14 protein-coding genes are annotated in these 12,219 nt (G+C 62.3%); 1 reads left to right on the top strand and 13 read right to left on the bottom strand.

The window, feature by feature from the left end; all coding sequences use genetic code 11:
• Window position 1: 1 nt before the first annotated feature.
• The 12 genes from QZ766_RS11250 to QZ766_RS11195 form a co-directional block, all read right to left on the bottom strand.
• Window positions 2–772: an aspartate dehydrogenase gene (locus QZ766_RS11250; RefSeq protein ID WP_297201793.1), complete on the bottom strand. Its 771-nt coding sequence runs from the start codon at window positions 770–772 to the stop codon at window positions 2–4.
• 9 nt (window positions 773–781) lie between these two features.
• Window positions 782–1,576, bottom strand: coding sequence for an SDR family oxidoreductase (locus tag QZ766_RS11245; RefSeq protein WP_297201790.1), 795 nt, complete (start codon window positions 1,574–1,576; stop codon window positions 782–784).
• Entirely contained in the window at window positions 1,560–2,330 is a 771-nt protein-coding gene (locus QZ766_RS11240; RefSeq protein ID WP_297201787.1) for an alpha/beta hydrolase, read from the bottom strand. The genes QZ766_RS11245 and QZ766_RS11240 overlap by 17 nt, the downstream gene beginning before the upstream one ends.
• Before the next feature lie 10 nt (window positions 2,331–2,340).
• Window positions 2,341–2,871, bottom strand: a complete 531-nt coding sequence (locus tag QZ766_RS11235; RefSeq protein WP_297201762.1) for a cupin domain-containing protein — start codon at window positions 2,869–2,871, stop codon at window positions 2,341–2,343.
• Window positions 2,872–2,881: 10 nt separating this feature from the next.
• Entirely contained in the window at window positions 2,882–4,138 is a 1,257-nt protein-coding gene (locus QZ766_RS11230; RefSeq protein WP_297201760.1) for an MFS transporter, read from the bottom strand.
• A gap of 26 nt (window positions 4,139–4,164) precedes the next feature.
• On the bottom strand, window positions 4,165–5,361 hold the full coding sequence (locus tag QZ766_RS11225; RefSeq protein WP_297201757.1) for an FAD-dependent oxidoreductase: 1,197 nt from the start codon (window positions 5,359–5,361) through the stop codon (window positions 4,165–4,167).
• On the bottom strand, window positions 5,358–6,284 hold the full coding sequence (locus QZ766_RS11220) for a VOC family protein (RefSeq protein ID WP_297201754.1): 927 nt from the start codon (window positions 6,282–6,284) through the stop codon (window positions 5,358–5,360). The genes QZ766_RS11225 and QZ766_RS11220 overlap by 4 nt, the downstream gene beginning before the upstream one ends.
• 88 nt (window positions 6,285–6,372) lie before the next feature.
• Entirely contained in the window at window positions 6,373–7,161 is a 789-nt protein-coding gene (locus tag QZ766_RS11215) for an IclR family transcriptional regulator (RefSeq protein ID WP_297201752.1), read from the bottom strand.
• A gap of 10 nt (window positions 7,162–7,171) precedes the next feature.
• Window positions 7,172–7,921 (bottom strand): SDR family oxidoreductase, encoded by a 750-nt coding sequence (locus QZ766_RS11210; RefSeq protein WP_297201749.1) that lies wholly within the window; start codon window positions 7,919–7,921, stop codon window positions 7,172–7,174.
• Complete coding sequence (locus QZ766_RS11205; protein WP_297201746.1) at window positions 7,921–8,943, bottom strand: aromatic ring-hydroxylating dioxygenase subunit alpha; 1,023 nt, start codon at window positions 8,941–8,943, stop codon at window positions 7,921–7,923. The genes QZ766_RS11210 and QZ766_RS11205 overlap by 1 nt, the downstream gene beginning before the upstream one ends.
• Before the next feature lie 10 nt (window positions 8,944–8,953).
• Entirely contained in the window at window positions 8,954–9,262 is a 309-nt protein-coding gene (locus QZ766_RS11200) for a recombinase-like helix-turn-helix domain-containing protein (protein WP_297201743.1), read from the bottom strand.
• Window positions 9,259–9,582, bottom strand: coding sequence for a non-heme iron oxygenase ferredoxin subunit (locus QZ766_RS11195; protein ID WP_297201741.1), 324 nt, complete (start codon window positions 9,580–9,582; stop codon window positions 9,259–9,261). The genes QZ766_RS11200 and QZ766_RS11195 overlap by 4 nt, the downstream gene beginning before the upstream one ends.
• A 427-nt stretch (window positions 9,583–10,009) precedes the next feature.
• Here QZ766_RS11195 and QZ766_RS11190 point away from each other — a divergent pair, with 427 nt between their 5' ends.
• Window positions 10,010–11,221 carry an MFS transporter gene (locus QZ766_RS11190; protein WP_297202312.1) on the top strand — a complete coding sequence of 404 codons (1,212 nt, stop codon included), beginning with the start codon at window positions 10,010–10,012 and terminating at the stop codon, window positions 11,219–11,221.
• 6 nt (window positions 11,222–11,227) lie between these two features.
• Here QZ766_RS11190 and speB read toward each other — a convergent pair whose 3' ends face one another.
• The gene (gene speB / locus QZ766_RS11185; protein WP_297201738.1) at window positions 11,228–12,148 is read right to left on the bottom strand and encodes an agmatinase; all 921 of its coding nucleotides are present in this window, start codon (window positions 12,146–12,148) and stop codon (window positions 11,228–11,230) included.
• Window positions 12,149–12,219: the final 71 nt, after the last annotated feature.

The raw sequence follows: 12,219 nt of genomic DNA, 5'->3' as shown, positions 1-12,219 counted from the left end.
CCTATCTCTGAACCAGCTCGCGGCAGGCGCGCACGGCGCTGAGGGCTGCCAGGGTAGAGGTTTTCGGGTTACTGGCGAGCGGCTGGCCGCTCAGCTCAAGGTGAAATTCGCCAAACATCCCTTCGACGTGCAGCGTGTGGGTATTTTGCCGGGTGGCGGGATCGACCATCAGCTGCACCCGCGTCTCGTCCAGGCCAATGCCCCCCAGCGCCACGGTTGCCGCTACGTTGGCGTTGGCCGGAAACAGCCGCGCCGCTTCCCGGGCGCTGCCTTCGAAAAACACCGTCGCCTCGCGCACCGCATCCAGCGCAATAAGCTGCTCGGCGTAGCTGCCGCGCCAGCTGGCGGGACTTTTGCGCGAGCGGTACGTTACCCGCTGCAGCCCGCCCTCTTTCGCCGCCGCCAGGCCGTCAATGCCCGCTACCGCGCCCGCCAGCAGGGTCAAGCGACCGCCCGCCCGGCGCAGGCGGCTCTCCAGCGCGCCGTCCGCCAGCGCGCCGGTGGAGATCAGCGCCAGGTGCCAGCCGCGGCGCAGGATCTGCTCGCCAAACTCCGCCACCGCCTGCTGGCTGGCGCACTCCAGCACCAGATCCGGCGTTTCAGCGCACGCCTGCGGATCCAAAAGCGGCAGCGTCGCGTCACCAAAGCGGGCGCGGATCGCCGCGTGATGATGTTCGCGGGCGACGATCCAGCCGACAGATACCTGCTCCGGAAGGCGCTCGATCACCGCCTGGGCCATTGCCCCGTATCCCAGCAACATAATTTTTTTCATTGCCGCTCCTTAAAGATGACGATTGAAGCCGCCGGAGACATCCAGCGCCGCGCCGGTGGTGAAGGACGCCAGCGGCGAGGCGAGAAACAGCATCGCCTGCGCCGGCTCCTGCGGCCTGCCGAGGCGCTGCATCGGAATACCGCGCCGGCGGGCAATCTCCGCCGTCCACGTCGCCCAGTCCTGGCTTTTGTCCGCGCGCTGTTCGAAGCGGCGGCGCCACTGCCCGGACTCCACCATTCCCAGTAAAATCGAGTTCACGCGGATGCCTTTCCCCACCAGCTCTTTAGAGAGGTTAAGGGTCATGTTGAGCAGCGCCGCCCGGGCGGCGGAGGTGGCAATCATGTGCTCCTCCGGCTGCAGGGCGAGCAGCGAATTGACGCAGGTCACCGAGGCGATGTCCGAGCGCTCAAGCTGCGGCAAAAACGCCTGCAGCGGATTAATCACCCCGAACAGCTTTAGTTCCGCTTCGTGCAGCCAGGCGTGGCGCGGGGTGTCGGCAAAATGGGCAACAAAGCCCTGCCCGGCGTTATTAATCAGCATGTCGGTACCGCCAAAGCGCGCCGCCACCGCGGCGGCAAACGCGCTGACCTGCTGCTCGTCGAGCACGTCGCACTGCTGCGCGAGGATCTCCCCCTGCGGGTATTCGCTCAGCAGGGCCGCCCGGGCGCTGGCGAGCCGGTCGGCGTCGCGGCCGCAAAAGGCCACCTTCGCGCCTTCTGCCAGCAGCAGGCGCAGGGTTTCAAAACCAATCCCGGACGAGCCGCCGGTCACTACCGCTATCCGCCCTTCAATGTGTGCCTGCATCCGCCACTCCTTTTACCGCCTGTCGCAGCTGTTGATTAAATAAAATGTCGTTATCGAGGTAGCTGGCGTGCCCGGCTTCCGGCAGCGGCCGCCACGGCATGCCGTAGCGCAGCGCCAGCGCGCGGGCGCCTTCCGGCGGGGTAACGGTGTCCAGCTCGCCGCACCACACCTCGGCGCTGCCGGCATACTCCGCCAGCCAGCGGTGAATATCGTCGTGGACCAGCATTCTGGCCGCCGCCAGATAGCCCTCAGCCCGCAGCCTGCGCATGCCTGCCGCCACGGTGGCGATGTCGTCCGCGCAGGCGCCGGGCCGCAGCAGCCTCGCCGCCCGGGTTTGCGCCATCGTCTCGCCGCCCAGCGCCATCAGCGCCTGGCGCGAATGCCAGACCTGCGACTGTTTTTCAGCCTCCGCCCGGCCGTAACCCTGCGCTGGATTGGCCAGCACCAGGTGCTGAGCCCGCTGCGGGTATTTCACCGCGAAGGCGCAGGCCACCAGCGCCCCCAGCGAGTGGCCCACCAGCACCGCCCGATCGATGCCGGTAGCGTCCAGCAGCTCCGCCAGGGCATCGGCATAGTCACCGGCGTCGGCCTCTTTTCGCGCCAGCAGCGGACTGTCGCCGTAGCCGGGCATATCCCAGGCCAGCACCCGGCAGCCCGGCAGCGCCATTTGTTTATGCCAGGAGGCCGCGCCGGAGCTGATACCGTGAAGCAGCACCAGCGGCGCGCCGTCGCCTTGTTCGCGAAAGCCGATCATCGCCAGATCCTCAGCCGCGCTTCACTTTCGAAAGGGGATGATCTTCCGGGTAGGTCGGGATATGGGGCTTCGATGTACCGAGCATCACGCACATCAGCGCCTCTTCTTCGCCGTGATTAAACAGGCCGCGGTAGATCCCCGCCGGAACGGAGATCAGATCCCGCTCGCGCAGCACGGTTTCGGTGTAGTGCTCGCCGTCCTGGATCATCAGCGTGATCTGTCCTTTGAGCATGAAGAACACCTCTTCCACGTCGTCGTGGAGGTGCAGCGGGCCTTCGCATTTCGACGGCAGCACCATGGTGGAGAACGTAAAATGCTCGGAAGGAATGGTATTAGTGTCGCTCGCCACGCCGGTGGCGCCGGTGCCGATGTAGCGCATCTGGGCACGGCGGTATTTCGGGTCGAAATCCGCCTGGAACTTCAGCGCGTTCCAGTCGTATTTGCGGCCTTCAAAGCGGGCAATGCGCGACTCGACCCACTCTTCCATGCTCAGATGATCGGGCTTGAGGCCCGAATTGGCGGTAACGGTTGAATCAGACATGAGTATCTCCTCAGTAGCGTGTCAGCAGCGGCAGCAGCAGCGCGCAGCCCAGCGCGGCCATTACCACCAGAAAGAAAAAGCCGGAATCCATGTTGCCGGTGAAGGCAATCAGAGCCCCCATTACTGCCGGCGACAGCGCGCCGGCGAAATTACCTAATCCGTTAAAGATGCCGCCGGCGGTGGCGCTGACCCGGGCGTGGGTCGCTTTCGCCAGCAGAGCAAAAATGTTCGGCGCGCCGATACCCCACATAAAGGTGCTGACGCTCATGGCGGCAATCACCGACAGCGGAGTGTGAAGGTGCATGACCGCGTACAGGCCCGCGCCGGCGCCCGCCATGGCGATAAAGCAGGCGGCAGCGCGCCTGTCGAGCCGGTCCGACAGCCAGGCGCCCAGCACTTCACCAAACAGCATCGCCACAAAGGGCATCGACGACATCCAGCCCGCGTGCTCCAGATGGATCCCCTTGCCGTTGATGAGGTAGCCCGGCAGCCAGCCGTTAATCCCCCACAGGTAAGTCAGGAAAGCGACGTTAAAGATGCAGATCAGCCAGAAGTGCGGGCTGGTCAGCAGCTCCCGCCGCGAAGCCCGGCGTGCGCGGCCGGCGTCGGGACCGTTGCCGGTTTTAGCCTCAACCCGGATGCCGCGCAGGCCAAAACGCACCAGCAGCAGCACCGGAATGGTCAATATCGCCATCGCAAAGAAGGTGCTCTGCCAGCCGAAGTGGTTGAGCAGCAGCAGCGAGAGCGGAAAACCCACCGCTGCACCAAAAGGAGTGCCCAGCAGCCAGAGCATGGTGGCGCGGGCCTGCATGTGCTGGGGAAAGTTCTGCCGCACGATGGCGAAGGCCAGCGGGAACAGCGGGCCTTCCGCAATACCGAGCAGCACCCGCAGGACGATCATCAGCGAGTAGCTGTGGGTGAACCCCATCAGCAGCATCAGCACGCACCAGACAACCATCATCCCGGTCAGCAGGCGCAGTGGCGCAATTCTGTCCCCGAGCCCGCTCAGTAGCACCGACGAGATGCCGTAGCTGAGCAGAAAGGCGCTCATCAGGATCCCGAGCCGGGTGGTGTCAAAATCGATCCCCATTGCCTGCTGGAAGTGAACGTCGGAAAACAGCGCCGCGATGCTGATTTTGTCGAAAAAGGCCAGCAGCACGCAGGCCAGCAGCGACAGCGGAATCGACCAGCGAACGGCTTTTTCAGGCGCGACCGCGCCCTCATCGCGCTCCGCAGCGGAGGCGACGTTGGTCTCTAATGTGGTCATTTCTCCCCCTTACGGGCGTGCGGGTGTTAGCGCAATGACATCAGTGAAAACTGCGGATCGCCCAGCGGCGCATCGCGCAGATCGCGTCCGGCGGCCATCCAGCGCTTAGCCAGCTTTACGGTGCGGGCATCGTTAAACGCCACCAGCTGCCTGAGCCTGCCATCCGGCGCCAGCGAGAAAAACAGCGGCCCCTTCGCATCATGGCGAACAATCATCCGACTTTCAGGATCGGGGATCCCGAGGATCTGGATATTGTTCTGGTATTGATCCGACCACAGCCACGGAATTTCGTCGTAGCCCGGCGCGGCAGCGTCGAGCATCGTTTTCGCCGTTGCCACCGCCTGATTCTGCGCAAAAGCCCAGGACTGAATGCACACGCCGAACTGCGGGTGCTGGGCCACGTCACCGGCGGCAAAGATGTGCGGATCGGACGTGCGCCCCCGGGGATCGACCACGATCCCGCACTCGACGCGCAGCCCCGCCTGCCGGGCCAGGGCCAGATTCAGATCGACGCCGATGCCCACGACTACTGCATCGAAGATCTCCCGCACGCCGTCGCAGTAAATGACCGGCTGCCCGCCGCTGTCTTCAAGCTCTATCGCCCCGCAGCCGCAGCGCACGTCTGCGCCCTGCTGCTGGTGTAGCGTTTGCAGATACGCAGACACTTCCGGCCCCACCGAGCGCATGCACAGCGCCGGCTGCTGTTCAAAAATCGTCACAGCCGCGCCGCGCGCCCGGGCGGAGGCGGCTATCTCCAGCCCGATCCAACCGCCGCCGACAATCCCCAGCCGCAGGCCGTCGCGCAGCCGCGCTTTTAGCCGACAGGCATCCTGCCAGTGGCGCAGGGTGTACACCTGCGGATGATCGGCCCAGTGCGGTCCCGGCAGGCGCGCGCTGCCGCCGGTGGCGATCAGCAGCTGGTCATAGGCCAGGCGCTCGCCGCTGTCGAGCGTCACGGTGCGGGCCTGCGGATCGATACTCTCGGCCCGCTGCGGGCGGTGCCAGGTCAGGTTCAGCCCCTGCTGTACCTCTTCGCTGAACAGGCGCGGCAGCAGCGGCTCGTCGTCCAGCAGGGCCGCTTTGGACAGCGGAGGCCGCTCGTAAAAGTCCCAGGGCTCGTCAGCGACGATGGCAATCTCTCCCTGCCAGCCTTTATCACGCAGGGTTTTCGCCGCCCAGCCGCCCGCCTGGCCGCCGCCGATAATCACGATGCGCGCGGTCATACCGCCTCCGGCTTCTTCTGCTGGCGGCGGGTATCGTGATCGATTCCGCCCTCCACCGCCCACTCGGTAAAGGAGACCAGAGAGTGCTCCAGCTCGCGGGGCTGCCAGTTTCCGGTGAGGTAGTCCTCGTTGGTGTAGTATTCGAACGCCCCGCCGGTGGGGCTATTCACGTACCAGAAGTAGGCCGAGGAGATCGGATGGCGACCCGGGCCGATAAAGGTGCTCCAGTGCTTTTTATTCATCGCAATGCCGCCGCCGATCACCTCGTGGATGTCGCGCACGTTAAAGGCGACGTGGTTCAGGCCGCGCCTGCGGTTTGGCAGCTGGAGTAAAAACAAATTGTGGTGGCCGCCGCGGGGGCCGCAGCGCAGGAAAACCGCCCGGTTCACGTAGCGGTCGGACACCTGAAAGCCCAGCACGTCGCGATAGAAATGCTCCACCGCCGCCAGCTCTTCGACGAAAAAGACCACGTGGCCGATGTTAATTGGCGCCGCCCGTTCATAAACCGGGCTCGGGGTGTCGATGCGGCGCGCGTCGCCCCACTGGTTTATGGGCTCAACTGTCAGCTCTACCGCTTTCTGTTCGCTGACCTGCACCCGCAGCGTCATGCCGTTCGGATCCTGACACTCCAGTGCCCCGCCAACCTCGCGAAATCCCGGTTGGCGGGCGAGCTGAGGCCTGAGCGCCTCAAGCGCCGCGCGGCTCTCCACGCCCCAGCTCATGCGGCGCAGCGTATTGCCCGCCTCGAACGCCGGAGGCAGGTCGGGTTCATCAAGGGGATACAGCGCCACCCGCGCGCCGCTCAGGGTGCTGAATGCGCGTTCACCCGCGTCCGCTTCAAGGCCGAAATCCTGCATAAAGCGGGCGCAGTCGCTCAGGTTATCGACGCCAAATTCCAGCTTTTCAATTCCGATGATGCTCATAGATCGTTGCCTCTTAACCGTTTAGCCGCCCGACTTCAGGCGCAGGAGTAGCCCGACGCCGCGATGCGCCTGTGATTAATCTGTTGATTTAGCTGGCTTTAGCCAGATGCCCTAAAAAACCGGATATTTTTTCCGCCGCCGTCTGCACGTCGGTCAGCAGCCGCTCCCGATCGCCCTCGGGCACCTCTTCGGCGGGCACCAGAATGCTGACCACCGCGGCGACGCGGCCGCTGCGATCGTAGACGGGGCACACGATGGAGGAGATGCCGTGGCGATAGAACGACTCGCCGATAACGTAACCGCGGGCTTTATCCTGCTGCACCATCTGCCACAGGGCTTCACGATCGTGAAGCTGCCCCGCCGCGCTGCCCGGCAGGCGCTCATCGGGAAAAAGGTGTTCAAACTCGGTGCGGGAAAGATCGGTCAGCAGCATGCGGCCGAGGGAGGTGCAGTGCACCGGCAGGCGGGTGCCGATACTCACCTGATTTACCCGCGAGCCCGCCGCGCTCACCCGAGCGATATAGATAATGTCCCGCCCGTCGCGAATAGCCAGATGGCTGCTGCACTGGCTGCTGTCGCGCAGCTGCTCAATCACCGGCTGCCCGACCTGGGCCACGTCCAGCGAGGCCATATATTCAAAGCCGAGCCGCAGCACGTTCATCCCCAGCGAAAAGGTGTTGCTGCGCGGGTTACGTTCGAGAAATCCCATGTATTCCAGCGTCTGCACCACCCGGTAGGCCGTGGCTTTCGGCATGTCCACCAGCCGGTGCATCTCTGAAAAGGTCAGATCCCGGTGCTGCTCGCTGAAGGCCAGCAGCATCTGGAGGCCGCGCTCAAGCCCGGGCACCAGGTATTTCACATCTTGCTCGTTCGCCACAGGACCTCCACTAGTTAAAGACAAAACCGCCGTTGACCGGCAGCAGCTGCCCGGTCACGAAGCTGGACAAGCCGCTGAGCAGCCAGACGATGCTGCCGGTGACGTCTTCCGGCTGCTGCGCGCCGGCAAGCGCGCGGCCATTTTCATACAGCTGGTGGCGCTCCGCCGGCACGTACTCGGTCGCCTCCACCCGGGTCAGACCCGGCGCGATGGCGTTAATCCGAATGCGCTTTTCACCCAGCTCCCGCGCCATCGAGCGGGTCATGGCAATCACCGCGCCTTTGCTGGCGACATAAGCCATCAGCCGCGGCGCGCCCCAAAGCGCGGTATCAGACGCCACGTTAACAATGCCGGAGCCCGGCGCCAGCAGCGGCACCGCCGCGCGGGTTACCAGCCAGGTACCCTTCACGTTTACCGTCATCACCCGATCCCACAGGTCCGGATCGTAATCCAGCATGTCTTTACCGCCGACGCCGGTAGCCAGCGCCGCGTTGTTCACCAGGCCGTCGATGTTTCCCGTCGCGCCGATGGCCGCGAAAGCGCCGTTGACAGAATCGGCGCTGGCCAAATCGATACGCTGCGCTTCAACGTGGTAGCCTTCGGCAGTCAGCTGCTGGGCGCTTTCCGCCAGCGCGCCGTCGAGAATGTCGCACATCACCACCCGCGCGCCCTGCTCCGCGCAGGCTCTGGCAAAGTGGAAACCCAGTCCCCGCGCCGCGCCGGTCACGACGATGCGCTTGCCGTCGAGCAGACCGTTCATCAGGAGACTCCCTGCCGGGCTTCAATCGCAGCGAGCTGCTCTTTGGCCGCTTTTTGCATCATGCGGCGCAGGCGCGAGAGCCCGACATCGTGCTGGTAGAGATACTCGTGGTCGCGGGCGTTCGGTGCGAGGCTCTCCAGCACCACCCGATCCTGCTCCAGCACTTCCCAGTGCAGCTTCTCCAGCCGGTTGCGATACATGAAGCGCCACATGTCGCGCTGCCAGCCCTGCACCCGGCGGATGCGCCAGAAGAATACCCGGCAGTTGTCGTTATCTTCCGGCACCGCCATGCCGACGATGAAGAAGTGACCGCCCGGCCCGAAGCGCTTTTTGTAAGGAATGGAGAGGCGCATCCAGTAGCTGCCATTGTTGCCAAGCTCTACCCAGTCGAAGTTGATCCCGCTCTGGCCCTTTTTCTCAAAGATGAAGCCGGTTTTGGTCGGCTGCAGCACCATGTCCGCTTTGCGATCCCCTTCCGCCATCGAGTGGGAGGAGGAGTGCAAATAGGTGCCGTGCATCGGGTCCATCACGTTTTCAAGGGCGTACTGATAGTTGCACTTCCACGCGGCGGTGCAGAGGAAGTTGCTGTAGCTGTCGCCGTCCGCCAGCTCGTCGGGGAAGCTGAGCTCGGCAGGCGGGGTATCGGCAGTCGCGCCAAACCAGAGGAAAATCGCGCCGTGCGCTTCCTGCACGCTGTAGCTGCGCACGCACTGCTGGCCCACCAGCGGGCAGCGGTCCACCGCCGGGACATCTTTTACTTCACCGCTGCCGGCAACTTCCACGCCGTGATACCAGCAGGCGATCCGATCCCCGAGATTCCAGCCCATGGAGAGCCGCGCGCCGCGGTGCGGGCAGCGGTCCTCCAGCGCCTGCACCTGACCGTCCTGATTGCGCCAGATAACAATCTGCTCGCCGAGGCGGGTGATCCCTACTGGCGTGGACTGAACTTCCCAGCTGGCCAGCACCGGATACCAGAGATCGCGCAGACCTTTATCGAGATAGTGTTGTACTGCTGTCGTCATTGCTCTGCCCTCAGTAACCGTTGACCTGTAGAAATGCCCCAAAGCTTTCATCGCTCCACGGCTCGCCGAGCTGGTCGTACATCCTTGCAGCATTCAGGCCGCTGACCAGCGCCGGCAGGGTTTCTGCGCCCTGCTCAAACAGGGTTTCCAGCGTCGCGATAAGCTGCTGCTCCCAGTGCTCCGGGGCGCGGCTGCGGGTCTGCCAGATGAGATTCTGATAGCTGCCTGGGGCATGAATCTGGCCGTTGCCCCCTTCGGCGGGGGGAGTAAACTGGCGGCTTTCCGGCAGGGCCGGGTTGAAATCCAGGCGCTCGCTCATGCCACGGTCTCCTCAATGAAAGTAATCTGGATCTGGTTTTCAAAGACCCTCACCGGATAGCGGTTGAGGCTGCGGCCGCCGGGGCCGTGCAGGCACTGGCCGGTTTTGACATCAAATACCGCCTCGTGCAGTGGGCACTCTACTTTACCGTCTTCAACAAACCCCTGGCTCAGCAGCGCATACGCGTGAGGGCAAACATCCTCAAGGGCGAAATACTCGCCGTCGATGAGATAAATACCGATCTCTTTACCGTCCACACTGCCGCTAAAAGGGAAATCTTCCTGTACTTGTTCTGCGTCACATACGCCTATCCAGCTCATTGCGATCCTCCAGGCTTTGTTTCATATATGAAACTTTGTTTCTTATTTAATACAGATAAATATAAAAACCGTGAATGTTTCGTCAAGCACAAATGTAGGGGTTTTGTTAACGCGAGATAGAATTAGCAGCTAACTGTGCAAAAGATCACGAAAATCATCTGAGAGAGGATTTTATTTCACCAGAGATGCGTCGTGATATTTTATTTTTATACAAGAAAAAAACGGAAAATGGGCAGTTGACAAGTCGATAAAAGACCCGCTAATACAGAATTAAAATAATTTTCACAGCGTTTCACCCGTGAAACATATCGAATAAAATTACTTTAAAAACAACAAGTTTCACCTGTCAACCAATATACAAGCGAAACTATCACTTATTTGCATAATAAATAAAAAATATTTTTTATCTTAGTGGAGAGAAAAGATGTTGAGCGCACGCTGGCAGGGCGCTGTGACCCTGTTTATGCTGATCGTTATTTCCTACATCGATCGGGTTAATATTTCCGTACTGGTACTGAATGCAGATTTTGCTGCTCATTTTCATCTTAACGAGAACAGAGTTTTGCAGGGAATGTTAATGACTTGTTTTTTAGTCGGCTACGGGATTTCAGCCCTGTTATTAACACCGCTTATAGAAAACCGGATGGGGTACCGGCGGGGATTACTGGCCAGCATTGTTATCTGGGCTGGAGTATGCGCGATGTCGCCGCTGCTGGGCTCGCTGATGGGCATGCTGCTGGCCCGGCTCATTTTAGGGATCGCCGAAGGGCCGCTCTTCTCACTTAAAACCCGCTTTATCGGCGATAACTTCGCCCCCGACGAGATTGGCAAACCTAACGCCGTAACGGCAATGGGCGTTTCCCTCGGGCTGGCGGTCGGGTTTCCGCTGGTAACGTTTCTGGTAGTGCAGTGGGGATGGCAGGGCTCGTTTATCGCGCTGGCGGCGCTGAATATCGTGCTCGGTGGCGGCCTCGTCTGGCGCTTTCTGCCCGCGCCTCAACGTGCATCAACCTCCCCCGGGCCGGCGATCGGCGCCACGTTTCGGCTGGCCTGGAGCACGCCGCAGCTCGGCTGGATCCTGCTGATTGAGATAGCCACCCTGAGCTACCTGTGGGGCAGCAGCGCGTGGCTGCCGGCGTGGCTGCGCGACGAGCACCATTTTTCGCTGCAGCAGACCGGGCTGCTCGCCGCGCTGCCGTTCTTGCTGAGCCTGGGCGCCAAATTTCTCGGCGGCGCGCTGCTCGACAACATGCGCCCGGAGCGGGCTCCGCTGCTGTTTGTGGCGGGCGGCAGCCTGACCGCCGTCTCCATTGTCGCGCTGATGCTGAGCCACTCGCCGGGGCTGCTGGCGCTGTTTATGCTGGCGGCTAATCTGTGCTGGGGCCTGCAGGGCGCGGCGATCCCGGTGCTGGTGCAGCACCACGCGCCGCGGGAGGCTGTGGGTAGCGCCTACGGCGTAATTAACGGTATCGGCAACCTGTGCGCGGCATTTATTCCGCTGCTGATGGGGATGGTGATGAAATCGGCGGGCTCAGTAAGTTCGGGCTTTTCAATACTGGTGCTGTCACAGCTGCTGACGCTGTTCGCCGGCAGCGTACTGCTGCTGCGCATGGGTCGCGCAGCAGCAGTCGGCGTCTAGCCCGGGCTATTCGCCTTTTTTCGCCGCCTGAATATAAAGCATCTCCAGCGCCAGCGTAGCCGCGGCCAGCGCGGTTATCTCAGACTGGTCGTAGGCCGGAGCAACCTCTACCAGATCCATACCAACGATATTCAGATCTTTCAGCCCGCGCACCAGCTTAATGGCGCGATCCGAGGTCAGGCCGCCGATCACCGGCGTGCCGGTGCCCGGAGCGAAGGCCGGATCCAGGCAGTCGATATCAAAGGTCAGATACACCGGCATGTCGCCAACAATCTGCTTCACCTGGGCGATGATGTCGTCCACGCCGCGATCGTTAACCTGGCAGGCGTCCAGCACGGTAAAGCCGTTATCTTTGTCGAATTCGGTGCGGATGCCGATCTGCACCGAGTGGTTCGGATCGATCAGGCCCTCTTTCGGCGCGGTGTAGAACATGGTGCCGTGGTCGAACTCGCAGCCGTTAGCGTAGGTATCGGTATGGGCGTCGAAGTGCACCAGCGCCATTTTACCAAAGTGCTTCGCGTGGGCGCGCAGCAGCGGCAGAGTTACGAAGTGGTCGCCGCCGAAGGAGAGCATCCGCTTGCCGGCTGCCAGCAGTCGTTCCGCGTGCGCCTGCAGTTTTTCGCTCATTTCGCGGGCGTCGCCGAAGGCATAAACCAGATCGCCGCAGTCCACGACGTTCAGGCGCTCGCGCATGTCGAAGTTCCACGGGAAGCGGTAGTGCTCCCAGGCCAGGTTAGTTGACACCTGGCGAATTGCCGCCGGGCCGTGGCGGCCGCCGGCGCGGCCGGACGTGGCCATGTCAAACGGCACGCCGGTGATAACCCAGTCCGCGTCGCTGTCGTAGGGCTGGAAGTTCAGCGGAAGCCGTAAAAAACCAAACGCGTTCGATACCAGAGAATTGTCGTACTGATGACCAAGCGTACTCATTGTGATGACCTCGAGTCGTGAATGAGATAAATAAAAAAACCCCTCCGCGTCGTTAGGCCCGACGAGGAAGG

Origin of the sequence: uncultured Pluralibacter sp. (assembly GCF_913775985.1) — a bacterium.
Taxonomy (GTDB): domain Bacteria; phylum Pseudomonadota; class Gammaproteobacteria; order Enterobacterales; family Enterobacteriaceae; genus Pluralibacter.
The sequence above is the reverse complement of the archived record's forward strand: the minus strand, read 5'-3'. Positions and strand labels throughout refer to the sequence as shown.